We start from the raw sequence: 25,351 nt of genomic DNA on the forward strand, positions 1-25,351 counted from the left end.
CACAAAGTTGTCCATTCTATAAATAATGAACATTCATTTGAGGAGGAAAACGCATGTCCATATCAAACAAGATCGATCCCTCCCCATCCCTTACAACGGACGATTTACTCAATACTTCCCTTGCCAAAAATATAAAAGTCATTCAAAACACTCTTGGTCATAGCAATGACATCATTATTCGAGAAATTACGATTGGTGAAGATGAACCCCATCGGCTCGCCATTATTTCCATTGACGGCTTATCTGATAAAACAATGATTTCGGATTCTGTAATTGATAAATTAATGGCGAATATTGAGGAAGAACAAGAAATTGAAATTACTACCATTAATCAATATGTGCGAAGTTCCTATTTAACTGTTGGTGATGTGATGAATATCGAAAATTTCACATCACTGTATTATGCCATCCTTAATGGTGAAACCGTCATTTTATTAGACGGCTTTGCGGAAGGTATCGTAACAAGCACGAAAAGCGCAAAAGATAGAGCTGTTACAGAGCCTTCAACTGAATCCGTTATTAGGGGACCTCGAGAGTCCTTTACTGAAACTTTGCGTACGAATACCGCGCTCATTCGGCGCAAAATAAAAAGTCCAAATCTTTGGATTAAGTCTCGAGTCATCGGTGAAGTGACACAAACAGATGTCGCTGTGATGTATATAAATGGTATCGCCAGTGACAAAATTGTTGCGGAGGTGTTAGCGCGGTTAGATCGCATTAATATCGATGGCATTTTAGAAAGTGGGTATATTGAGGATTTTATTCAAGATTCTAAAAATACCATGTTTCCAACCGTATACAATTCCGAACGTCCTGATGTTATTGCTGGCGAATTATTAGATGGCAAAATAGCGATTTTGGTAGATGGAACACCCTTTGTCTTAGTGGTGCCTGCATTATTTACTTCCTTTTTGCAATCAGCAGAAGACTATTACCAACATTGGATGATTAGTTCCCTCATTCGTATCTTACGTTTCTTTGGTATTAGTTTGGCATTGGTAGCACCATCTCTCTATGTTGCGATTACGACGTTTCATCAAGAAATGCTACCGACGGCCATGCTAATTAGTATTGCCTCACAACGAGAAGGCGTGCCCTTCCCTGCCGTAGTGGAAGCACTTATTATGGAGCTTGCCTTTGAGATACTACGAGAGGCAGGGCTTCGAATGCCGCGAACAATCGGTCCAGCGGTGTCCATCGTGGGTACGTTGGTAATTGGCCAGGCAGCGGTAGATGCCGGTGTTGTCTCGGCGGTTATGGTTATTATAGTGGCATTAACAGCCATTTGTAGTTTTTTATTCCCTGCTTATGGATTGTCGAATACGATTCGTGTACTGCGCTTTCCATTAATGATTTTAGCCGCTATGTTTGGCCTTTTTGGAGTTATGTTTGGCATTATTGTCATTATTCTTCATTTATGCAGCATTCGTTCATTTGGTGTACCGTATTTAAGCCCGTTCGCCCCATTCATTATCCAGGATCAAAAGGATGCTTTTTTATTGCTCCCTCGTAGACGCTTACTAACACGTCCACGTTTAGTGAATCAGAAAAATGTTGTTAGAGGGCATAAATATGTCCCAAGAACAGGCCGGAAATAAAACTACTGAACAAATGAGGAATGAAATATGGCAAAAGTAAAAGCAATTTGCTTACTATGCATCCTCACTTTACTGTTAAGTGGTTGCTGGAGTAAGCGTGAATTAAATGAATTAGCCATTGTTGTAGCGCTTGGTATAGACAAAGTAGATGATGAGTATGAGATTACCGTTCAAATAGTTGATCCTAGTGAGGTTTCCATGCGACAAGCTTCCACTCAGCGCTCCCCTGTTATCAGCTATCATTCGAGAGGGGAAACAATTTTTGAGGCCATCCGCAAAATGGCGACCCTTGCTGCACGGAAACCATATTTTGCCCATCTACAGGTAGTTGTCTTAGGTGAAGACCTCGCCAAAGAAGGGATTAGTGATTCATTGGATTTGATTGCACGAGATCATGAGTTTAGAAAAGATTTCGATGTTATTATGTCTCACGAGGCTACGGCTAAGGAAGTGTTAAATGTGCTCACACCTATTGAAAAAGTGCCTGCTAATAAAATCTTAAATTCCCTCAATGTTTCTGAAAAAGTTTGGGGCTCTACAATTGCTATTAATATAGACGAATTAGTCACAAGGCTCAGTGAAAAGGATAATGGAGCTTTGATTTCTGCGATTGAAATTCATGGGGACAAACGATTAGGTGCCGATCAAACAAACGTCCAACGTGTTAAAACACCTGTGCTGTTAAAATATGCAGGATTGGCCGTCTTTAAAGGAGATAAATACATTGGTTTACTTTCAGAGGGAGAAAGTAAAAGCATTAGTTTCCTCAGTGACAAAATACAAAGTACGATTGAAATTGTCACCTGTCCAAAACAAGGTACACTCTCGACTGAGATTACAAAATCCTCCACGACAGTAAAGGGGTCATTTAAAAATGGGAAACCACAAATTGATGTCCAAATAAATGTGGAACAAAATGTAGGAGAGGTCGAATGTGATATCAATCTGACAAAAAATAAAACGATGGATTATATCAATAAAAAAACTGCACAGGGTATCGATGAACGTATTGAAAAAACTTTAGAAAAAATTCAGCAGCAATACCAAGTGGATGTTTTAGGCTATGGTGATGCCCTCCATCGTGCAGATGCAAAACAGTGGAAAAAAATCAAAAATGATTGGCCAAGTATCTTTCCTGATCTTCCTGTCCATGTTCATGTAAAAGTGACGACACAAGGTTTAGGCACAATGCAAAATTCATTATTAAAAAAGCCAAAGGAGGAATAGTGGCATGTTACTAGCGGTAGCTGTTTTCATCATTTCGGTCATTATTGCATTACTAGTTATCCCAAAGCTCAAAAAACAAAAGGACACCAAGACCATCCTTGTTTTTTCTATTCTATTACTAATTGGGACAGCGCTTAATATGGGCATTGCCCTCAAATTAAATATCCCAAGCCCTTTAGATTTTATAACGTTCATTTTTACACCCATTAAGGATTTTATCGTTTCACTCACAAAATAGTAGACACATCGACATGTATTGGAGGATAGTTATATGGAAAAAGAAGTCATTAGTTCAAGACAATTTACAATCATTACGTGCCTCCTTTCTATCGGTACAGCCATTTTAATTATCCCTTCAACTATTGCAAGCTCCAGTATGCAAGATGCATGGATTGCTGCAAGTATTGGCGTTGTCCTTAGTTTACTAGTGGTGAAATTATTTTTGACGCTTGGCAACCAAACACCAACACTGAACTTTATTGAGGCAAATGAAAAAATTCTCGGGGGCTTTCTTGGAAAAATTACAGTGATTGGTTTTCTTTCTCTTACCCTATTTTCCGGAGGAGAACTATTATACTTTATTGGCATTTTTATGAAAACAGAGGTAATGCCGGAGACACCCACGCTGGCATTCGCCTTGTTGTTTAGCATTATTATTATGTATGCTGCCTATTTAGGGTTAGAGACCTTTGCTCGCTCAGCAGAAATTCTTTTCCCTATGTTTATCTTAATTTTTATTTTCTTTATTGTTTGTATTACTCCACAAATTAAGTTCGAAAATATACAACCGATTATGGAAGCATCCAAAACATCCATGTTCTATAGTATTTTTCGCTTTATGAGTGTCTTTTCTTTTTCGCTCGTTATGTTATTAATGATTTACCCTGCCAGTGTCAATGTCCAGCAATCCTCAAAGAAAGGATTTTACATAGGCACTATTCTCGGTGGATTTGTTTTAGTAACATTGATTACCCTTTCCATACTAGTATTAGGGGCAGCCAATACGGCTTACCGAACTTTTCCTAGCTATGCTTTAGCACAGAGAATCTCTATCGGCAACTTTTTACAGCGTATTGAAATCATCATGGCTTTTATGTGGATTGCCTCTATTTTTATTCGAACATTTATGTACTTTTATACGACGGTTGTGGGGATTGCACAAATTATGAAACTGAAGGATCATCGCCCACTTATCTTACCTATGGGTATCATTATGATCGGACTTTCGCAAATTCTTCACCCTGACATCGTCCATTCCGACAATTATAATAATGAAATTTGGCCCATTTATTCATTTGTTTTCACCATTTTATTACCTATCCTGCTACTCATTGTAGCCGTTATACGTAATCGGAAATCACAAGAGAATTCGGCTGAAATGGGTAATGCGGATTCTAATCAAGGGAATCAGGGTAAACCTGTTAATACAAATTCCAATCAAGATAATCAGGCGAAATCGGATAATATGGATTCCAATCAGGATAATCAGACGAAACCGGATAATTTAGATTCCAATCAGGATAATCAGACGAAACCGGATAATTTAGATTCCAATCAAGGCAATCAGGCGAAACCGGATAATATGGATTCCAATCAGGATAATCAGACGAAAGCTGTTAATACCGATTCCAATCAGGATAATCAGGCGAAAGCTGCGACTGTGGACTTCAATCAAGATAATCAGACTAACAATGCTAATACAGATAGCACTCAGGATGATCAGGAAAAAACAGATAATCCAGTTTCTACTCAAAACAATCAAGATAAATCTGCTACGACGAATTCCAACCAAGTGATTCAGTCTGAAGCTGGCAACGCTACATCCAAACAGGACGATCAGGCGACACCAGATAAAACGAGTTCTGACAAGAAAAATCTAGAATAACAAAGTCTAATTCCTTCAGCTGCTTAGAGAAGAAATTAGACTTTTCCATTGTTATTTAAATATGATATTCAATTTCGTCCACAAAATCCCATTCATATGGTGTCTCTTGGTATACGTAGTAGTTCAACCAGTTGGAGAACAATAAATGCGTATGGGCACGCCATGTATTCATCGGTGCCTTTGCCGGATCATCATTTGGGAAGTAGTTTACTGGAACGTCTATATGGATGCCTTTGGCAACATCGCGACTGTATTCATCGGCTAATGTTGTCGCATCATATTCTAAATGACCTGTAATCATAATGTTTTTATTATCTTTAGATTGCACGATAAATACACCCGCATCCTCTGAATAGGATAATAAGCGTAACTCTGGGTGATTGCGAACCTCGTCAATTGAGACAGATGTATAGCGAGAATGAGGGGCTGTAAATAAATCACTAAAGCCTCGTACTAAATCCACTGTTAAATCAGTAATCACATGAGAATAAACGCCGGAGCATTTGGCAGAAAGCTCGACCTTTCCAATCCCATAATGATGATATAACGCAGCCTGTGCCCCCCAACATATATGTAGCACAGATGTCACATTCTTTTTAGACCAATCCATAATTTCAGAAATTTCCTGCCAATAGTTAACCTCTTCAAACGGCATTTTTTCTACTGGTGCGCCAGTAATAATCATACCATCATAGCGTCGATGACGAATTTGGTTAAACGTTGTGTAGAATAATTGTAAATGAGATTTACTCACATTTTTAGATTCATGAGTAGCCGTGTTTAAAAAAGTAATATTCACCTGTAAGGGTGTATTTCCCAGTAATCGTAGTAATTGTAGCTCAGTTTTTTCTTTTTCGGGCATCAAATTTAAGATTAATATATTTAATGGACGTATTTGCTGTGTTCTCGCACGGTCCTCTTCCATTACGAAGATTTTTTCCTCACGTAAATGTTCTCCAGCAGGTAAATTTTTCGGAATATTAATTGGCATCTGGCGTTCCCCTCTCTTTTTTTGCTCCTTTTTCTAAAAATTAAAAAATCCTCCACATTCCATATGAGATAGAATGAGAAGGATTTTTTTCACGTTCACTCTTATCTCTCAAAGGAAAAACCTTTGCTGGAATTAGCACCTTTCTAACACTTGTTAGAGGTTGCTGAAGCGTCATCGGGCCAAATCCCTCTGCTTCTCTTGATAAGATTATTTAATTATCTTGAATTGTAACATGGACTAGTTAGAATATCAATAATTCATAGAATATTTTGTTATTCCTATGCATGTTCTCCATTCATTTGTTAAACACTAAGCTTGCTGTATATGGTTATTCCACATGAAATTTTATGGTAAACATGCCGCTATTATGTTACCATATATCTTTAGTAATAGAGAGGAACGTGAATACTTTGATTAATATTGAATTTCCAAAACCAGATGTAGTCATTCGCCAACGCGAACAAGATGTAAAACCAGGTGATGTCCCAATTACACCATACTTTGGTTTCATCGACTTCCACAAAATCACACGTGATAAAGGCGGCATTTTCTTATTCTATAATGAAAAGAATGAGCTATTGTTTGTCGGCAAAGCACGTAAAATTCGCCAACGCATTAAAAAACATTTTGAAGACAATGTATCTCCGATGAAAAACTATCGTGACGAGGTCTTCAAAATTGAAGTCTATGAAGTAGAAGATCCTATGGAACGTGAAATTTATGAAACGTATGCGATTAATACGTTCCGCTCCAAATACAATGTAGATAAAGTATTTTATTAATATCAATAAAAACCGAAATCTCTTTTTTAGAGATTTCGGTTTTTTATTACATCATGGTAATACGATCTATCGGCATGCTTTTTCCGTTAATATATAAGCTCCGGGCTTTTGTTGATAGCATAGACATACGGTTGAGCTTCTTTCTTTTGCTCGCTTCCTTCCTTGAAATGAATGACTAACCGATCTTCATTTGCTGCCGCGCTTGCTAGCACATTTCCTTTCGAAAACATGACAAGATAGTACGTCACGTTATCTTCATACAATAACTGAATTCTGTCTTTAGCTATAATATGTTGTTGGATATGGTCAGGAACGATTGTTAACTCCTGAATCTTAGGAGAAACCGGCAGCGGTGCAGAATCACATCCGCCAATTAAAAATAAACAAAATAATACTGGCAACATCCATTTTTTCAAGATGCTCCCCTTCCCTTATAGCTACTCTAAGAAAAATGCTTTACGTTCTTTAGCAATCCAGTCCTCAAGCTCTTTATCATCACGCTTCACTAGTCGATTGATAAGAACATCATGCCAAATATAATCCTCTAATAAATAAATATGCACTGGATCATTCGTTATAAAAGCTGTTTCCTGGTTCGACGGCGAGTGACCATAAATCATTTCTTGTCCATCAACCGATAAAATAAACCAATGAGGTGTAGAAGTCTTTCTCGTATAGTGAGTGGCTCTGTGCTGATCGATAGATGCCAGATGTTCTCCGACATATAAGGTAATGCCATGCACCTCCAAATGCTGTGATACCTCTTCGATATCCTCGCGTAAGGCATCGTACATATCCTCCCACATCGATAGGATAACTTTTGTCTCTGCTTTTTTTAATAAGGTTTGACAATAATTGAGGATCGTCTGCTTCCCTTTTAGCATTAACACTTTAGGTTCCGCTTCTTGTTCTTTCGTTTCTAATTTTTCTAATTGATCACTAATCGACGTAAAATTCGATTGCCAGCGCTGTTGAATTTGCTGCAAAAACATCTCGACAGGAATGGAAGAATACGTCGTTTGATCCGCCGTTTCCTCTTTCAAAACGAATCCCTTCTCAACAAGACCATTTAATATGTCATAGATTCTAGCTCTTGGAATTCCAGAGTTTTTGCTAACTTGGTAGGCACTGACATGACTATTTTGTACGAGCGCTGTATAGGCCTTTGCCTCATATTCTGTCAATCCCAGTTCTTTTAATTGGGCGATTAATTCATTCATATCATCCCTCCATATTTTTATTATAGGCTACTGTTGTGAACATTTGCCAATGAAAAAATTAGACTTTACAGCACCGAATAAATTAGTTACTATTTCAGTAGTAACTAATTAAGAAGAGGTGTAAACATGGTTTTCGATGTGGATGTACATATTTTAATACTATTAATTTCCTTTGGATTTCTGGCGGCATTTATAGATTCAGTAGTTGGAGGTGGCGGTTTAATTTCCTTACCAGCCTTATTGTTTGTTGGCTTAAATCCCGCCGCTGCTGTAGCAACCAATAAATTAGCAGGCGCGATGGGCTCACTCACTTCGTCCATTTCTTTTTACCGTTCTGGTCAGCTTGAAATTCGATCTGTCCTGAAATATTTCCCTCTCGCCTTCATTGGATCATTATGTGGGGCATGGACTGTTCATTTAATTAACCCAGCCCTATTAAAACCATTAATGCTTATCATGCTGGCAGCTGTTGGGATTTATACGATCTTTAAAAAGGATTGGGGTGCTGTTTCAACGGTAAAAAATCTATCTAAAACCCACTTATTTTTATTTATGATGCTATTATTTGCTATTGGGTTTTATGATGGGTTTCTTGGTCCTGGAACGGGCTCTTTTTTAATCTTTAGCTTCTTGCTTGTTGGCTTTGATTTTTTAAAAGCGGCAGGAAATGCGAAATTTTTAAATCTAGCAAGTAATGTGGCAGGTGTTTGTATGTTTGCATACTTAGGTCAAATCCATTATGTATATGGTTTAGTCATGGGGGTAGCTCAAATTGGAGGGGCTATGCTTGGCTCTCGTATGGCCATTCAAAAAGGAAGCGGCTTTGTCCGTACGCTTTTTATCATTGTGACGATGACGCTCCTTGCAAAAAATGCCTACGATTATATGATTCATTAAATAAAAACAACGCCACAGTCGAAAATCTGCGGCGTTGTTTGACATTATATGAGGAAGTGCTCGTCCTTAAATTTATGACTAGTAGCAAGACTTACGATTACAAAAATAATGAAGGAAGCTACAATAGGAATCGTAACGGTATGCATACCGAAAGCGGTCGGATAGAACCGGTCGATGAAAATATACAAAGACATACCTGAAATCATTGACGAAATGGCGCCATATTTGTTTGCTTTCCTCCAGTATAATCCGAGTACTACCGTCCAAATAAAGACTGCCTCAAGTCCACCAAATGCAAATAAATTTAACCACACTAATAAATCAGGTGGATGGAGTGCAAAGATGACAACTGCTAAGCCAATGACCGTTGTCACAATAAAACTGGCACGCTTAATTTCAGCATCACTTGCCTGTGGCTTCATGTAATTTAAATAGATGTCTTTGACAACTGTAGAGCTTACTAGCATGAGCAGTGCATTGACAGTAGACATGGTAGCGGCCATTGGTGCTGCTAAGACAATCCCTGCTAAAAAAGGCGGCAGTACCTTTAATGTTAATAGTGGCATGACTTTATCACCAATATCGATGCCAGGTAGGACAGGTCGTGCTAACACACCAATTAGATGCATCCCAAACATGATTGTCCCGATGGCAATCGTGCCAATAATAATCGCTAAGTGCATACTTTTAGAATCCTTATAACTCATCGCACGCACGGCGATTTGCGGAAGTCCGACCACTCCTACACCAATTAATATCCAAAATGTCGAAACATACAGAGGCGTTAAATCCCCTTCTGCTCCAAATGGAGATACGAAATTCGGATTTTCTGCGACCAGCGAGGTCATAATTTTATCGATGCCTCCACCTGCAATAATAGTTCCGATTAATAAAATTACAGTTCCTATAACCATGATTGAGCCCTGTACAGTATCCGTTAAAGCAACTGCTCGGAATCCACCAATAATGACATACACTAAAACCGAAATCGCAAATATAAACAGTGCCGCCGTGTAATGTAAGCCTGTTAAAGACTCAATTAATCGGGCTCCTCCTACCCACTGTGCCATCATCGCTGAAAATAAAAAGACAATAATACTAATAGCAGACAGAATGACAATGACATGGCTTTTGTAGCGTTCTCGTAAAAAGTCGATAAGCGTAATAGCTTGGTAACGACGAGCAATAATAGCAAATTTTTTCCCTAAAATCATCAGGACAAAATAGCCCGCAGGTAGCTGTGCCATTGCGAGTAGCACCCAGCCGAGCCCCTTCGTATAAGCTACTCCTGGTCCTCCGATAAAGCTACTCGCACTACCATATGTAGCTATCATTGTCATCGCTAGGATAAATCCACCCATTTCTCGACCACCAAGGAAGTACTCCTGTAGAAACGAGTTAGAAGAGCGGACATGTTTATTGGCCCAGAAACCAATTCCAAAAATAATAATTAGAAATAATAGCAATGGAAATACAACTTGCCAATGCATTAGCGCTCCTCCTCCTCATCTTCAAATGGAACCTCTTTAAAGAAGAGCTTCATAACAATCCAGATGAGCAGGATCATAAAGCCTGTCCCTGCGATACAGCTATAGAAAAACCAAGCAGGAAAACCCAAAACATACGAATAATTTGCGGGATCCCCTGCACCTAGTCCATAAGCAAAGCCAAACCAAATCGCAAAGTTGACAAGGACTAATCCAATTCCAATAAGCGCCTCTCGATGCGCAATTTTAAAGCGTTGATCTTTCACAAGACAATCCCCCTAACCTACTCTATTTTACTGATATGTTGGTCTGATGGGAAGAGATGTGAAAAAATAAGCCGTAACAAGAACTAAACAACGATAAATGGGGGTTCTTGCACGATTACCAGTCTAAAAAGCGCAAAAACCCTCGCCTATTACATTAGACGAAGGTTATTTGAAAAGGTAATTTTTATTGGATCTTTCCCCAAACATATAAGGTTTCAACGCTAAAGAATTGTGCATGTTGAATAAAAATAATAGGTTCTCCTTTTAATGAGGCTATCTTTGATGGATCTGTCGATTCCGATAATAGAAACATGAACGCTTTTATTCACATGGCGTAGCATCTACAAGCATATGCAAAGCTTTTTTATCAATTTTTCCGACGCTTGTTTTCGGTAATTCCTCTAAGAAAAGGATTTGTTTAGGAATCTTATACCGCCCTAGCTGTTGATGGCACAGATCGTGGAGTTCATCTAAAATGGTCGCCACTTGATTGTGACAGACAATGAAAGCAGTCACGACCTCTCCCCAATAGTTGTCTGCCACGCCAATTACGGCAACCTCCTGTACATCAGGATGCTGTAACATACACTGTTCGACTTCCTGAGGATAAACATTTTCACCACCAGAGATGATCATTTCTTTTCTACGTCCAACAATAAAGAAATCGCCATCCTCATCCATCATAGCTAAATCGCCCGTCTTTAACCAACCATCTTGCATGATATTGGCCGTTTCGTGCTTGTTATTCCAATAGAAACGAAACATATGCTTACCTTTTACCAATAGCTCCCCCACTTCATGAGGAGCACAATTGTGTCCAGTCGGTTTGATGATTTTAGCTTCAATGAACTGCATGCTTTTCCCAACGGCTCCTTTTTTGGCATAGGCATCCTCGCGAGCAATGAAAAAGTTATTAGGTCCTGCCTCCGTCAAGCCGTAGCCCTCTTTAAAAAATAACCCCTTCCTATAAAATGCATCGTAAATTGGATGAGGACATGGGGCACCACCTGATAAAAATACTTTCATCGAAGGAAATTGATTTTCCTGAAAATATTTCGTGGCAATCATTGCTTGATACATCGTTGGGACAAAAAGCGAGATCGTTGTTTTATATTGGTTTGTAGCTCGCAGCGCTGCCTCCGCTTCGAATTTATCACCAATAATAACAGTCCCACCAGCCATCAGTAAGGGGATACAAAGCGCATTTAAGCCACCTGTATGAAACATGGGCATATAATTTAAAGTACGATCTTTGTCGTGCAAACCCCAGCTAATAATTGTATTCATGGCATTCCAATTGACTGACTCAAAGGATAACACGACCCCCTTTGGCCGACCTGTTGTCCCCCCTGTATAAATCATGAGCCAGGGATCGTCTACTTCCATAGGTTGCTTATTAACGCTCCCATTCTTCTCTTGTTGGATACTTTGAAGCGAAAACATTTTGTCTAACACGACTGGACAAGTATCCTCCTCTTCATACAATAAGATTGAAGGGGTAGCATCCTCCAAAATTTGGGTTAGTTCTTCCTTACTCAAACGCCAATTTAACGGCACATAAATGAGCCCGCGCAGCCCACAGGCAAAGAGAACAGCAAAAAGTTGAATATGATTTTTGGCAAATATTGCGACTCTACTTCCCTTCAGTAGCTGCTGACACTCGAAAAATTGACACCATTTACTGATTTCCTCACTTAATTGCTGATACGTCCATTGCTCTGCTGTAGCAAGATTAATCAATGCGATGTGGTGAGGTGTTAATGCAGCACGTTTTAAAATCCACGCTTGCTCAACAAACATGTAGTAAACCTCCCGTCACATCATAATGGCGCCATCCACATGAAGCGTATGACCATGGACGTAAGCGGCTTCATCAGATGCTAAAAACAAGTAAGCATTAGCAATATCGCGTGGTGTGCCTAAACGCTGCAATGGGACGATGGATCGCATTTGAGCAAGGATATTTTCAGGCATTTTCTTTACCATATCGGTTTCTGTAAAGCCAGGAGCAACCGCATTGACATTGATCCCTTTCCGACCTAATTCCTTTGCCCATGTTTTGGTCATACCTACAATCGCCGCTTTTGTGGCTGCATAATTCGTTTGACCAACATTGCCATAAACACCACTTACAGAGGATGTATTAATAATTTTGCCACCCCCAGCCGCAACCATATGAGGAATGACTTCCTGTGTACAGTGAAAAACGCCTGTCAAATTCACATCTAACACTTGTTGAAATTGATCCTCCGTCATCTTTGTTAGCATTGCGTCTCTTGTAATCCCTGCATTATTCACTAAAATATCGATACATCCTACCTGTTCAATGACGGTTGCCACTAATTGTTTTACGCTCTCCCGATTCGCTATATCCACTTGTATAAATGTTGCCTTTTCACCTAATCGTTGTGCTGCAGCATTCCCCGCGTCGTTATCATAGTCAGCTATAATAACAACCGCCCCTTCTTCTATAAAACGCTCAGCAGCCGCATAACCAATTCCATTTGCGGCACCTGTAATAATAGAGACTTTATTGTTTAAGCGCATAATTTCCCCCTCCAATTTCTAAAAAGGTCTCAATTTCAGCTGTCAGCTGTGCGACATCATCCACCAATGGCGAGTGCCCACAATCTTTTAAGCTCACAAATTGAGCCTCTTTGCCTAAATCCTGAAGCAATTCTGCATTCATTTCCTCCGTAATGACTAAATCACGATCTCCTCTTAATACTAAAATGGGAATATTAATAAGTAAGGCTTCCCGTGTCCCTTTAGCCACCTCATGATCAACAGCACTTATATTAAAAGTATTCAGTGCATGATAAACTTCAGCTAAATTTCGCTGTGTCAGCATATCCTCAACATATTCTTCATATTTTTCCTTGCTCGGCTGTTGATGGGTATAAATTAATGAATTCCACAATGACTGTAAGCCTTCTCTATTTTTCGTATGATAGAAACCCTGTACAAGCTTCGTTTTCGATGTATCCACAAGTACTTCTTCATAGCTGTAAGCTCTTTTGAAGGATGCAGGGTTACCCGTTCCTAAATCCGTGTAAAATGGATAGCCACGTGTGGAAGCAGATGCTAGTAAAATCAGTCGTTGACAATAGCCTGGATAATTGGCGGCAAACTGTAGACAGACTGCTCCACCCGTTGACCAGCCAATCATATCAAAGGTTTGTAATTTTAGTGCATCCACAAATAATTTAACATCCTCACTAAAATCTCTGATGGATGCAATAGGTTGATGGTAAGAAGATCCACCAAAACCTCGTAAATCAATCGCATAAATCGTAAATTTGTCGTCTAAAGCATCTATCAATACGTCCCAATGCTTAGAGGAGGTCATATTCCCATGAACCAGCACTAAAGGATACCCTCCACCCGAACGTTTTCGATAGGCCATCGTTTCCCCATTTGCTAACTGAACCGTTTTTAACATTCCAATTCCCCCTTATCCCCAACGTATCGTAATAGCCCCCCATACATAGCCAATGCCTGCACTAACCAAAGTAACAATATTGCCAGTTTTTATACGATTTTGTTCCAAGGCAAGCTGTAAGGACAATATTTGATCAATCTGACCAATATGCCCATAGTCTTGTAAATAAATAGATTGCTCGGGCTGCAGACTAAGCTCCGTTAAAATATAATCATGCGCGGACCTTTTCATATGCAGCATCGCTAAGTAATTTAAATTCTCTTCACTATATCCACTTTTCGATAAAGAGCTGCGAATGACCTTCAAAAAATTGCTTAAAGATTTCTGTTCTAACCGTTCTTTCATGCCAATCGGATCTAGAACATCCAACTGATATAAATGTTCTGTTAAATGATAGGGTGTTAATGGCGTTTTCGTGCCACCAACAGGAACGACGACATCCTCAGAAAAGGTACCATCTGTCATGATATCCGCCTCAAACAGCTGATTTTTTGGATAGTTTTTTTGTAACAGCATTGCGCCCCCACCAGCAGCCAAATTGTACATAAAGCGTGTTCGTGGATTGCGATAATTGATAAAATCAACATTGCGATAACCACCAGCGATGAGAATTGTGTTTATCGTGTCGTCAGAAGCCATTAAACTTTTTGCGACCTTCAGCGCCATAATCGTCGTGCCACAACGTAATTGCACATCAAATGCCCACGCATTGACCGCACCAATCTCTTCTTGCATTTTGATGGAGGCTGTCCATAAAGGATATTCCTTATGCTCCTCTCCCATATAAATAACAACATCAATATCTTTCGGCTCTATATGTGCTTTTTTAAGAGCATCCTGTGCTGCCCATATCCCCATTTGCACTGTATGATCATGCTCTCCAGGAATCGGTTTTTCATGAATGCCCATTTTTTGACGGATAATATCCTCTGGAATATTGGAAAGTTCCGCAATTTCGCTCGATGACATTCTGTTTTGTGGTAGATAAATACCTGTACTGACAATACCTACTGTCATTCAAATCGCTCCTTTTCCTGCGGCAGGGCAACTTGTGTTTTTCTGTTTTTTACTTTTCCTCGCCATTTCCATATTAGCAAGCGAAGTGTACCAATAATGCCCTTTGGGAAAAAGATCACTGCTAAAATATAGAGAATTCCAAAGAAAATAATCCAACGTTCAAAAATAGGATAATCTCGTGCCAACCCAGATAAAGTGTGCTGAGCATATTCAATGACCGCTGCCCCTAATAATGGTCCCACTAAAGTGCCGACTCCACCAATAATAGTCATTAATAAAGCATCGAGTGTAATATCCATCGTCATCACACTTGTATTAACAAAGCGTAAGGATACGGCATATAATGAACCGGCGAAGCTCGCCACTATGCCTGCCACAACTGAAGCGATGACTTTATAGTGCAATGTGTTATAGCCTAATGATTTCGTCCGTTGCTCATTTTCCCGAACGGCAATTAAAATTCGACCTGTCGGAGAGTTAACGAAGCGATAAAGGGCTAAAAAGATAAGGACTAGGCTCCCGAGAACAAAAAAATAGAACGTCATACGATCTCTAAACATATCTGGTGCTCGAAATGTAAAGCCATCATTGCCGTAAGTAACCGTGCGCCATTTTTCGGCTAGTACCAAAAATAATCCTGAAAAGGCTAATGTCAGCATAGCAAAGAAATGACTTTTTAAACGAAGTGTCAGTAACCCTACTAAGAAGCTAACAAGTCCTGCTAACAGCATGCCGATTACTATGGACAGGACAAAAATAAACATTGTATTTTCCATTTGTTTGAGCATTACCGCTGTTGTATAGGCACCGATACCAAAAAACATGGCATGCCCAAACGACACGATTCCTGTATAGCCTAGTAAAATATCATAGCTCATTGCTAATATCCCAAAAATGAAAATTTGCGTTAATAAAATAAGTAATGTCCTTGAATCATTGACGAAAGGAAGTATGAGAAAAATCGCGAATAATAGGAAAAAGGCGATATGGGGTAAGGTAATTTTTGGCTTCATGATGTTCGCTCCTTTCGCAACGCAAACAGTCCTTGTGGGCGGAAGATTAATACAATTGCCATTAATATCATATTGACTGCGAGTGATAGCACAGGCACATAATAAGCCATAAAGCTACCTGCAAGCCCTACTAAAATAGCCGCCAGCAAAGAACCTGAAAAACTGCCCATTCCACCAATGACTACCACAATAAAGCCTAAAATAGCGTATTCCATCCCCATTTCCGCATAGATTACCCCTGAATAGGGAGCCATCAACATGCCACTTAGTGCTGCAAGTGCCGCACCGACCATGAAAACATATAAAAACACGCGTTTAATATGAATACCAAGAGCCTGCGCCATTTCCTTGTCTTGAACGCCTGCCCGAACAATTAAACCAATCTTCGTGCGCTTCAGCATATATTGGAAAATCCCAAAAATCACAAATCCAATAATAATAATAAATAAACGATATTTGATAATAATAATGTCACCAATTTCCCAGCTACCAGCTAAATAACTTGGTGTTTTCACGGCAACTCCATTCGGGCCAAAGACTACTTTAATTAGCTCCTGCAAAACAAGCATCAATCCTAACGTTATTAAAATTTGCTGAATATGATTGCCGTAAACAGGTGTGATAATTAATTTCTCTGTGATAAATCCTAGCAATGCCCCCGTTAAAATAGCACCAATAATCCCTACAATGAAACTCTCCGTATACATATAAGTGAAGATTCCCGCATAAGCTCCCCAAACGAATAACCCACCATGCGCAAAGTTTAACACATCCATTAAGCCGAAAATTAACGTCAAGCCAGCCGCTAGTAGAAATATCAGCATGCCTGTTGCCAAGCCATTAATGATTAAATTGACGAACAGCTCCAATGATGGTCACCCCCTTTATCCAATTCCCAAATACTTGCGTTTTAGTTCTTCATTATCAATAAGTTCCTGCATATTGCCTGAATGTACAGTTCTGCCATCATCAATTAATGTATAAGTATCACCGATTCGGCTAGCCATCATAAAGTTTTGTTCCACAAGAACAATGGACGTTTTCTTTTTCATTTCCACAATGGCCTCCATCACCTTTTCAACGACTATCGGAGCTAGCCCTTTCGAAGGTTCATCAATCAAAATTAATGGACTATCATTGATAAAAGCTCTTGCCATTGACAGCATTTGCTTTTGGCCACCTGATAAATGGCCACCAGCCTTCTTCCAAAATTTCTTTAAGTCAGGAAAAAGCTCAAGCACATATTGCTGTCGCTCTAACGTCACTGTATCCTCCTTACGCATCGCTACCTTCATATTCTCCTCTACCGATAAATCAGCAAAAATCCCTTGATTTTCTGGAACATAGCCTATCCCTAATTTGGCTACCTTGTAAGTGGGACTTCTTTTAATAGAGTGAGAGCGAAAGGCGATTTCTCCCTTTGTGGCAGGTGTTAAGCCCATGATCGTTTTCAGCGTTGTCGTTTTGCCTGCACCATTACGACCTAGCAATACTGTCACCTGCCCCTCCTTCGCTTCAAAATTCACGCCCTGTAAGATGTGATATTGGCCGATATGCGTATGAACCTCATTTAGTGTAAGTAAGGTGTTCATCGTACAGCCCCCCCAAATATGCATGTTGTACGGTGTCATTATTCATGATTTCCTCAGGTGATCCGTCTGCTAATAATTGACCATTAAACAACACCATTATCGAATCCGATAAATCTAAAATCATGTCCATTTTGTGTTCAATGAGCAAAATGGTTTTATTCCCTTGCTGTTTTATTGTGCGAATCACTTCTAAAATGGTTGGTACTTCCTCTAAAGACATGCCAGCAGTTGGTTCATCAAGTAACAGAATTTCCGTATCTAACGCAAGCAGCATAGCAATCTCAAGCTTTCTTTTCTCCCCATGTGAAAGCATCGTTGTAAGGGCATCGCGTTTATTATCTAGTAACACAAGTGCTAATAGCTCTTCCGCTTTTTCAGTGATCGCCCTATAGTTTTTGTAGTGTCGAAATAGCTGATAACGGATTTTTTCCTTAGACTGCACAGCTAAACGGACATTTTCTAAAACCGTTAAGTTTGGAAAGACATTCGTAATTTGAAAGGATCGACCTAAACCCATACGTGTTCTTTCAATGGCTGACTTTTGTGCCAATGATTGCCCCTTAAAATAAACATCACCCGCAGTTGGCCTTAATTCACCACTAATTAAATTAAAGAACGTTGTTTTACCTGCCCCATTCGGTCCAATAATGGACTTCAGATGCTTTTCAGGCATTTGAAAATTGACACCATCCACAGCTGTATGCCCACCAAAACGGATTGTTAAATTATCAGTGCGTAATATAGGCTCCATCTCTACTCCCTTCCCTTCTACTAGTTATGTAGAGAGACAGAATTTCTGCCTCTCATAAGCTAATTCATAACAGGTGGTGCTGTTTCCTCAGGACTCAGCTCACGAATAAGGACTGGTACTGGGTAATCCACACCGTCTTGATTTTCTAATCGAATTGAATACATAGATTGAAGGGCTTGGTGATCCTCTTCACGGAATGTCATCGTACCTTTCGGTGTCTCAAATGACATCCCTTCCATCACATCAATTAGCTTATTAGCATCGGCATCCCCATCGGATTTCTTCAATGCCTCCACAATCGAAATGGCTGCGGACATACCTCCAGGTGTAAATAAATCCGGTACCTCATTGAAACGTTTTTGATGCTCCTCCACTAACCATTTATTCACATCATTTTGCGGTAACGTATGATAATACACGGAGAAGCCTTCCATTCCAACTAATGGATTCATAAATTGAAGCGCAATAATATCAGGCGCACCCGTAGAAATTTTAATGCCTTTTTCTTGAATTTTAAGATCAGCAATTTGATTCCAAGGAGAATTTGCCCCTGCCCATACGACAAATAAATAATCAGGCTTGGCATCAATCACCTTTTGCAGATTCGACGTAAAGTCTGTTGCGGCTGGATCAGCATACTCCTCTAGCACAATTTCTGCTCCCAACTTCTCTGCAGCTGTCTTAAATGCATCCACACCGTCCCATCCAAACGAATAATCTGGCGCAAACGTTGCAATCTTCACACCATCTCCCGCAATAGCTGCCGCCGCCGCATACGCATCCTGTGATGAATTACGTCCTGTACGGAAAATATATTCATTAAATTCTGAACCTGTAATACTATCTGCTACCGCAGGCTCCACAACCATAATTTTTTCATACTCCTCTGCAAGCGGAAGGACAGCCAGCGTATCACCAGAGCTCGACGACCCTACTAGAAAATCAACCTGATCATCCTCTAATAGCTTTGTGGCCTTTTGTACAGCAACCTCAGGCTTCGTCTCCGTATCCTCATAAACAATCTCAATTTTTTTCCCATTGACCTCCATCGTACCGCCAGTGGCATACTCTACCCCTAAATCAAACCCACGCTGCGTCTGTTTCCCATAAGACTCAAGTGCCCCTGTTAACGAAGCAAGCACCCCAATCCTAATCGTTCCCCCTTCGGCCGTAACAGCCTTCGTCTCACCATCAGAAGTGTCTGCATCCGCAACCTCTTCCTTTGTATCCTTTTCGCCACAAGCCACCAACAACACAGCTACCATCACTAAAAGAAACCAATACCAATGCTTCCTCATCCCATATCCCCCTTCAAAATTATCTCCCAAGAAAGCGCTTTCGTTGCTATGACCTCACTATATATAAGTCCAGTTACAAATTAGTTACAAAAAATGCTCTGCACTTTTTGTGCAGAGCATTTTTCTGTCCCGAAAGTGAAGCGTAGCGCAACGACAGGGACAAAACAATTATTTTCATTAAACACACAACAAGCAGCTAGGGATAAAAGAAATAATGCAGAAAATATTACGAATAAACCTGTCTCTTGGGTAATTAACAGTCATTTCCATAATGATCATACATGAAATCATATTTATGGCTGACCTTCTATTTGTCGGTATGCATTCATCATTTTTCCCGTATTCCAATCCAACAAAATGGAAAAATATACAGTAGGAACGAAAAAAGATATCACTAAGTTAATAAACTACATTAATAAAATGAAATTGGTATCGGAAAAAATTAGTAATTTGGAAGAAGTTTCAATTCCTTGAGTCTATCAAAATTGGACTACTATTCCTATCTACGTTATGGAATTGTTTATGAAAAATTTATACGTGTTAAAAGATTTGTAGCGAGTATTTAATTCAATCAGATAAAAAGGAAGACAAAAACGTTGAAAGGACAACATTTTTGTCTTATATATTTTGGAGCTATTCATTCGAAATTCCCGACTGCATGCTGTAATTTCTAATGAGCATGCCATTGGATTTCATCATCCCAAATTTCTCATATAAAGGAACTAAGTCATCGTCACAACATAGATCAATCATGTAAATATGTTGAAGCTCAATAAGCATTCTATTGATTAATTCCTTGCCAATACCTTTACTTTTATATGCTGGAAGCACTTCAAGAAATGGTATATAGGCAGATAAAACTCCATCACTAATGGCTGTTATAAATCCAACTATTTGATTGGATTGTTCATTAAGAGCAACGACGACTTTGCTGCTATTTTCCATTAGCTTTAAGTGCGTTTCTGGGCTTGGTGGATGCGGCCAATCTACAAAAAAGCCCTTTAACATATCAGATGAAATATCCTCTAGATTGTTTTTATATAGTAACAACTACTAGCTCCCCCATTCAGATAGCATATCCTATCGATAGTTTAATAGTCATTTGTTGACCTCCAATCATCGATTTAGCTTTTAGCTAACTATTTTTGACCATTCCTGTTTTAATACGCTATACAATAATGAATCTCGCCAAACACCATTCTTCATTAACAAATTTTCGCGCAGAATTCCTTCTTTTGTCATCCCTATTTTCTCCAACACTTTGAATGATCCAATATTTCTTGGGTCGCATGTTGCATAGATGCGATGGAGCTTTAATGTTTCAAAACCGAAAGTTATGACTAATTTAGCACTTTCCGTTGCTATCCCTTTTCCCCAGTAATCAGGGTTTACGATGTACCCAATTTCTCCGACCTTGTTTATAAAATCCCTCATCATAATCTCTACCGCACCTATTAGCTTTCCATGATAAATAATGGCAAAAACATATCTTTCTCTTGGCGTCAGCTTTGCTTCTTCCAGTACATCATGAATAAACTCTTTAGAATCCTCCTCTGTATTCGGCCCCCATATTTGATATTGACAGACAATTTCTTGTGAGGCATATTGATGAACATCTGCCCAGTCATGTTCCATGAATTCTCGTAAAATGACCATGTCACTTGCTAGTATTAAGTCATTATTTTTAATCATTTTGATTATGCCTCCTTTGTTCTGCCTCTACTCGATTCAACCATTCACTCATTAAATTAGTAAACAATTCAGGTTGTTCAATTTGCAAATTATGACCAGCGATATCTAGTATTGCGAAGGTTGCTCTAGGAAATTTTTTTAAAATTGTAAAGGCATCCTCATAGCCAACAACGGAATCCTGTTTGCCTAATAGGAAGAGGGATGGTTTAGCAAAGGACTGTTCATCCACAGCAAAAGAAAAGCCGTAACTTTGCTGAATTTTATCTAAAAATGCATGATCTGCTATACTACATCCTACTAGGACCTCTGTTGTATATCGCTTCCAATTATAAGCATCCAGAACAACTTGATTCGACTGAAAATCTTCTAGCTCCTGCTGGCTTAATGTTGCTAAAAAGGCATAATCTGATGTCACAACACAATGTTCTGGCACTGTACGTTGCTCCTTTTCTGGAATAATAAGAGGACAAATAAAGGCAGCCCCTAAAAGCCGCTCCGCTGACTTTCGCATAATACCACGCGCTAAATAGCCTCCATAAGATTCACCCACCAGCAGGTAGGATTCATCGGGAATCAGCGCTTGTATAAATTCATTGACCACTTCTAACATTTCATCTGAGTTCTGAATCGATGAATAGTTCGTAGTCTTTCCCATCCCAGGAAGGTCAAAATAGATACGTTTCCATCCCTCTTGCTCTAAAAAAATCGGCTCCATACAGCCCTTCATTAACCGATGATCAGGCGTAAAACCGTGTAACATAATAATAGGTATTCCTGATCCGATTATTTCAAAGTAAATATTTGCTTTACTAGTCTGACAAAATGGCATTGTTGTACCTCCGAATATATGGTCTAAAATAAAGTTTCTTTCTTGTTTGAATCATTAGTCCCCAACAATGAATAAACATTCTCTACCCCATAATCAAATCATAAACAGCCATTGTTGATTCCATTGGGGTAGTGTTCAATTCCTGCTGTAATTGTTGGACGCATTTTTCATACCATTTCAAGGCTAGTGAACGGTTTTGAAGTTGGTAATGACTATACATGAGCAGACGATACCCTTCCTCCCATAACGGGTCCTCTCGAAGCATCCTCTCCGCGTAGCCAATGGTCTTTTTATACTGTTGCTGTCTTGTAGCGTTTTGGGCGAGGCGTTCAAGTACCTCAATATATAAATACTGTAGTTTTTCGCGATCCTGTGTTAGCCAGTCTAGTTGTTTTTTTTCCGCATATAATGCGTCCGTATAACTCGCGAGAGCTAATTGTAGCCATTCATTGGACAGCTCTGGATCAAATTCCTCCATGCCTAAATGGAAGTAATAATGAAAGCGTTCTACGTCAATTTGAAGAAAAGAGATATGCTGTAACTGATACATATTATTTTTTCGCTGAATAAAAAGGCTATCCTGTCTGGCATGTCGTTGTGGTTCCAGTACTTTTAGTAAGGTATTCAAAACCACTTTAAAATCTCGATCCAAGGACTCAACGCTCCGTTCAGGCCATAATGCTTGAGCAATTTCTTCCTTCGGTGTAAAGCGATGCCGATGACAATACAAATACACGAATAACTCCTTTGCCTTATCACGCTGCCACTCTTTATCTTCAAGCTTTCGTTGTCCCCTTATTAGGCTTACACTCCCAAAAAGATGGAGCTGAATTTCGTCATGCGAATAGCTCATACTCTCTTCCGCCTGTAAAAATTGTCGCAACCCAACGATGGCTGCATGCTCTTCCCCTCTACATTGTTGACTGTACTGCAATAGCTCATAAAAAATCATATGATTGCTTGGACCAAGTATCATTTTCTTTTGCAGAAAATAATAATAGCCATTTGTCATGCACAATTGTGCGAACTGTTGAAAAGAAGATTGAAATTGATCGATTGACTTCTCTTGAAAGGCAATCACGGATTGATAAAATAAAACATGCATCAACCCATTACGATCACCACATTCTTGAAATAATTGCTGAGCTTTTATTAGCAACTCCTTCGCTTGTGCCGTTTCTTGCTGGGAAACAATGATTTTAACCTCTGCTATGAGAATTAGCGCCGTCATCCAAGCATCTTGGACCTGTTCTGTTTCCTGTAAGCCAAGCGCTAAATATTTCTTAGCAGCTTCCATATCCCCTAGCATATGTTTGACAATGGCCAGTCCCATATATGGTTCTGCCTTAACCCGGGAGATATTAATCGTATTCATTAATGTCAGTGCTTTTTCATAGGCATGACACGCCCCTTGATAATCTGGGTATTCCATTAATAACAAAGCATGAGCTTTTCTAATATAGCCAACAGCCTCAATGAAGACTGACTTTTCACGTAAACCCCTTTGAATACCATGCTGGGCTGCATACCAAGCATCTTTTCCTTCCCCTAACAATGTATAAACAAAAGCTGCTAACAATTCACTTTCACGATGAGTTGCGACTAGCTGAGGTGGTAATTCAAGACGTTTTCCTAATAATTCTTTTGCCTCTTGCAATTGCCCTGTGCGCAATAAGACACGTACATCGACATTTGCCCGTTGTACGACCTCCTCTGGTAAAGCCACATCATCGATAAATAATTGTGCCCCGTTTGCCTTCCCTAAATTCACTAAATTTTCAGCATATTGACGTTGGAGCTCTACTAATTCCGTCTTCGGTAAGGGAGTATATTTGGCGAGCTCTAAAGCTTTTTCTAAATGAGGTTCTGCCAATGCTGGTTGAATCGTGTCTAAGTAAATATGGGCTAATCCTGCTTGTGCTTTTGTCAAATAAACATCATCCCGCTGCTGCTGTGCAATGGTTGCACATTTCTCATAGCATTGCTTAGCTTTTTCATAAAAAGCACGGTAACGATGGCATTCTCCCTCAAAATAATATAATTTATAAAATTTTGTTTTTTCTTGTACGGTAAAGCGATTAATTTTTTCTATCAACCATTCAAATTGACCAGCTCGAATTAATGGCTCTGCATGATGCTGTAAGAGCTCTCCACAAAATTCATGATCATTTGTTTTAAAGGCATGATAAAGGGCTGCTTGAACATTATGTTGATCCACATAAAACAACGCTGCTTGTTGATGAAGGTCATTATATTGACTCGGATACTGTTGCCATTTTATTTCTAAAAAACGACTAAACAACGCGTGGAATCGATAAATACCATCTGTTGTAGCGGGCTGAATAAAGACGTGGCGTTGCGTGAATGGATTCAACATTTGTGCAAGTTCAGAGCCATAAAAATCCTCTAATAATTTCGCTGAAAAGGTTGGGAAAATCGCTAATTTTAAGATGATTTCTTGCTCAGTGGATGTCATCGTACTATAAACTTCTTCCGACAAATAACGGAAGAGATCATTTGTCGGAATGGTTAGCCAATGATCTAAAGGAGTATGATGCCATTGCTCTGCTAATAAAGAAATACTAATAGCCCAGCCTTCCGTCATTTCTAAAATCTTTGCGATTTCAGAGCTAGATAAATGCACATCTACATATTCTTCAAAAAATACGGCAATCTCCTCGTTTGAAAATGCTAGCTCGTTCTCTGTGATAACAAGTAATTTTTTTTGTAGCTTTAATTTCCTCGTAATATCCCAATTGAGTAATGTTCTTGAGGCAATAATGAAATGAACAGTTGGCGGCGCAAACTCAATAATTTTCTCCATTAAATAATTTATGTGAAATACATGATCGACGAGATGATAGTCATCTAGAACAATCAGGAGAGGCTTATCTATGTTACATAAGCCATTGACAAATAGTTTATACCAGCGATTGAGCTCCTCCATTTTCGGAAAGCGAGATAATTGATCCCATGTATCAAATGTCTGACCAAAATTAGGCACAATTCGCTGTACACTGAAAATAAGATGCGTTAAAAAGGGTAAAATCGTATCATCCTCATCGGAAATATTGTACCAAGAAAAACGTCGAGATTCGTGGTAAAGAAATTGAGTGAGGATGGTCGTCTTGCCATACCCTGCTCCACTATGAATAAATGTGCATGTATGCTGATGGCTTTTTTTTAAAGTTCTCATAAGCGCCGCTCGATTAATACAATGATTGGATGGATTTGGTGCTATACATTTGGATTGTATGATAATATCTGTCATGTAAACGATAACCTCCGTTTGTGTAAGGTTACAAAAATTCTGATTATTAAATTATTGACAGTTTACCATATTTTAATAGCTTTGATGGTAATA

The 25,351-nt window shown here is 39.3% G+C and carries 24 protein-coding genes and 1 riboswitch; of the genes, 6 read left to right on the top strand and 18 right to left on the bottom strand.

The window, feature by feature from the left end:
* Positions 1-53: 53 nt before the first annotated feature.
* From MKY88_RS12570 to MKY88_RS12585, 4 genes are read left to right on the top strand one after another with little or no spacing between them, the layout of a single operon-like run.
* A complete protein-coding gene (locus MKY88_RS12570) occupies positions 54-1,598 on the top strand; it encodes a spore germination protein (protein ID WP_340813814.1) in 1,545 nt (514 codons plus the stop codon).
* 27 nt (positions 1,599-1,625) lie between these two features.
* Entirely contained in the window at positions 1,626-2,825 is a 1,200-nt protein-coding gene (locus MKY88_RS12575; RefSeq protein WP_193832113.1) for a Ger(x)C family spore germination protein, read from the top strand.
* Between the two features lie 4 nt (positions 2,826-2,829).
* Complete coding sequence (locus tag MKY88_RS12580) at positions 2,830-3,063, top strand: hypothetical protein (protein WP_193832114.1); 234 nt, start codon at positions 2,830-2,832, stop codon at positions 3,061-3,063.
* A gap of 33 nt (positions 3,064-3,096) precedes the next feature.
* Positions 3,097-4,710, top strand: a complete 1,614-nt coding sequence (locus MKY88_RS12585; RefSeq protein ID WP_340813815.1) for a GerAB/ArcD/ProY family transporter — start codon at positions 3,097-3,099, stop codon at positions 4,708-4,710.
* 55 nt (positions 4,711-4,765) lie between these two features.
* Here MKY88_RS12585 and metA read toward each other — a convergent pair whose 3' ends face one another.
* A complete protein-coding gene (gene metA / locus MKY88_RS12590) occupies positions 4,766-5,701 on the bottom strand; it encodes a homoserine O-acetyltransferase MetA (protein WP_340813816.1) in 936 nt (311 codons plus the stop codon).
* Between the two features lie 98 nt (positions 5,702-5,799).
* A riboswitch (SAM riboswitch) is annotated at positions 5,800-5,909 on the bottom strand.
* Between the two features lie 202 nt (positions 5,910-6,111).
* On the opposite strand from metA, the gene MKY88_RS12595 reads away from it, so the two are divergent.
* The gene (locus MKY88_RS12595) at positions 6,112-6,483 is read left to right on the top strand and encodes a nucleotide excision repair endonuclease (RefSeq protein WP_025116318.1); all 372 of its coding nucleotides are present in this window, start codon (positions 6,112-6,114) and stop codon (positions 6,481-6,483) included.
* 86 nt (positions 6,484-6,569) lie between these two features.
* On the opposite strand, the gene MKY88_RS12600 is transcribed toward MKY88_RS12595, so the two are convergent.
* Both MKY88_RS12600 and MKY88_RS12605 read right to left on the bottom strand, forming a co-directional pair.
* Positions 6,570-6,899, bottom strand: a complete 330-nt coding sequence (locus MKY88_RS12600; protein WP_340813819.1) for a hypothetical protein — start codon at positions 6,897-6,899, stop codon at positions 6,570-6,572.
* A gap of 21 nt (positions 6,900-6,920) precedes the next feature.
* Positions 6,921-7,703: a TrmB family transcriptional regulator gene (locus MKY88_RS12605; RefSeq protein WP_069481523.1), complete on the bottom strand. Its 783-nt coding sequence runs from the start codon at positions 7,701-7,703 to the stop codon at positions 6,921-6,923.
* Positions 7,704-7,829: 126 nt separating this feature from the next.
* Here MKY88_RS12605 and MKY88_RS12610 point away from each other — a divergent pair, with 126 nt between their 5' ends.
* Entirely contained in the window at positions 7,830-8,600 is a 771-nt protein-coding gene (locus MKY88_RS12610; protein WP_008178734.1) for a TSUP family transporter, read from the top strand.
* 44 nt (positions 8,601-8,644) lie between these two features.
* Here MKY88_RS12610 and panF read toward each other — a convergent pair whose 3' ends face one another.
* From panF to MKY88_RS12685, 15 genes are all read right to left on the bottom strand, one after another.
* On the bottom strand, positions 8,645-10,090 hold the full coding sequence (panF, locus tag MKY88_RS12615; protein ID WP_193832117.1) for a sodium/pantothenate symporter: 1,446 nt from the start codon (positions 10,088-10,090) through the stop codon (positions 8,645-8,647).
* On the bottom strand, positions 10,090-10,353 hold the full coding sequence (locus MKY88_RS12620; RefSeq protein WP_258269565.1) for a YhdT family protein: 264 nt from the start codon (positions 10,351-10,353) through the stop codon (positions 10,090-10,092). Before MKY88_RS12620 ends, panF begins: the two co-directional genes overlap by 1 nt.
* A 321-nt stretch (positions 10,354-10,674) precedes the next feature.
* Positions 10,675-12,153 carry a class I adenylate-forming enzyme family protein gene (locus MKY88_RS12625; protein ID WP_340813824.1) on the bottom strand — a complete coding sequence of 493 codons (1,479 nt, stop codon included), beginning with the start codon at positions 12,151-12,153 and terminating at the stop codon, positions 10,675-10,677.
* A 15-nt stretch (positions 12,154-12,168) separates the two neighbouring features.
* Positions 12,169-12,900 carry a 3-oxoacyl-ACP reductase FabG gene (gene fabG, locus MKY88_RS12630; RefSeq protein ID WP_340813826.1) on the bottom strand — a complete coding sequence of 244 codons (732 nt, stop codon included), beginning with the start codon at positions 12,898-12,900 and terminating at the stop codon, positions 12,169-12,171.
* Entirely contained in the window at positions 12,884-13,795 is a 912-nt protein-coding gene (phaZ, locus tag MKY88_RS12635) for an intracellular short-chain-length polyhydroxyalkanoate depolymerase (RefSeq protein WP_340813827.1), read from the bottom strand. The genes fabG and phaZ overlap by 17 nt, the downstream gene beginning before the upstream one ends.
* 12 nt (positions 13,796-13,807) lie before the next feature.
* Positions 13,808-14,812: a 3-oxoacyl-ACP synthase gene (locus MKY88_RS12640; protein WP_340813828.1), complete on the bottom strand. Its 1,005-nt coding sequence runs from the start codon at positions 14,810-14,812 to the stop codon at positions 13,808-13,810.
* On the bottom strand, positions 14,809-15,825 hold the full coding sequence (locus MKY88_RS12645) for a branched-chain amino acid ABC transporter permease (RefSeq protein ID WP_340813829.1): 1,017 nt from the start codon (positions 15,823-15,825) through the stop codon (positions 14,809-14,811). Before MKY88_RS12645 ends, MKY88_RS12640 begins: the two co-directional genes overlap by 4 nt.
* A complete protein-coding gene (locus tag MKY88_RS12650; RefSeq protein WP_193832124.1) occupies positions 15,822-16,694 on the bottom strand; it encodes a branched-chain amino acid ABC transporter permease in 873 nt (290 codons plus the stop codon). Before MKY88_RS12650 ends, MKY88_RS12645 begins: the two co-directional genes overlap by 4 nt.
* A gap of 15 nt (positions 16,695-16,709) precedes the next feature.
* Positions 16,710-17,417 (bottom strand): ABC transporter ATP-binding protein, encoded by a 708-nt coding sequence (locus MKY88_RS12655; RefSeq protein WP_193832125.1) that lies wholly within the window; start codon positions 17,415-17,417, stop codon positions 16,710-16,712.
* Positions 17,392-18,168: an ABC transporter ATP-binding protein gene (locus MKY88_RS12660; RefSeq protein ID WP_328200709.1), complete on the bottom strand. Its 777-nt coding sequence runs from the start codon at positions 18,166-18,168 to the stop codon at positions 17,392-17,394. The genes MKY88_RS12655 and MKY88_RS12660 overlap by 26 nt, the downstream gene beginning before the upstream one ends.
* Before the next feature lie 59 nt (positions 18,169-18,227).
* Entirely contained in the window at positions 18,228-19,466 is a 1,239-nt protein-coding gene (locus MKY88_RS12665) for a substrate-binding domain-containing protein (RefSeq protein ID WP_340813830.1), read from the bottom strand.
* Between the two features lie 633 nt (positions 19,467-20,099).
* Complete coding sequence (locus MKY88_RS12670; RefSeq protein WP_328200707.1) at positions 20,100-20,516, bottom strand: GNAT family N-acetyltransferase; 417 nt, start codon at positions 20,514-20,516, stop codon at positions 20,100-20,102.
* 81 nt (positions 20,517-20,597) lie between these two features.
* Positions 20,598-21,158 carry a GNAT family N-acetyltransferase gene (locus tag MKY88_RS12675; protein WP_340813833.1) on the bottom strand — a complete coding sequence of 187 codons (561 nt, stop codon included), beginning with the start codon at positions 21,156-21,158 and terminating at the stop codon, positions 20,598-20,600.
* Positions 21,151-21,987 (bottom strand): alpha/beta fold hydrolase, encoded by an 837-nt coding sequence (locus MKY88_RS12680; protein ID WP_193832129.1) that lies wholly within the window; start codon positions 21,985-21,987, stop codon positions 21,151-21,153. Before MKY88_RS12680 ends, MKY88_RS12675 begins: the two co-directional genes overlap by 8 nt.
* 82 nt (positions 21,988-22,069) lie before the next feature.
* Complete coding sequence (locus tag MKY88_RS12685; RefSeq protein WP_340813834.1) at positions 22,070-25,258, bottom strand: BTAD domain-containing putative transcriptional regulator; 3,189 nt, start codon at positions 25,256-25,258, stop codon at positions 22,070-22,072.
* Positions 25,259-25,351 lie beyond the last annotated feature (93 nt).

This window comes from Lysinibacillus sp. FSL R7-0073 (assembly GCF_038009065.1).
GTDB lineage: Bacteria > Bacillota > Bacilli > Bacillales_A > Planococcaceae > Lysinibacillus > Lysinibacillus fusiformis.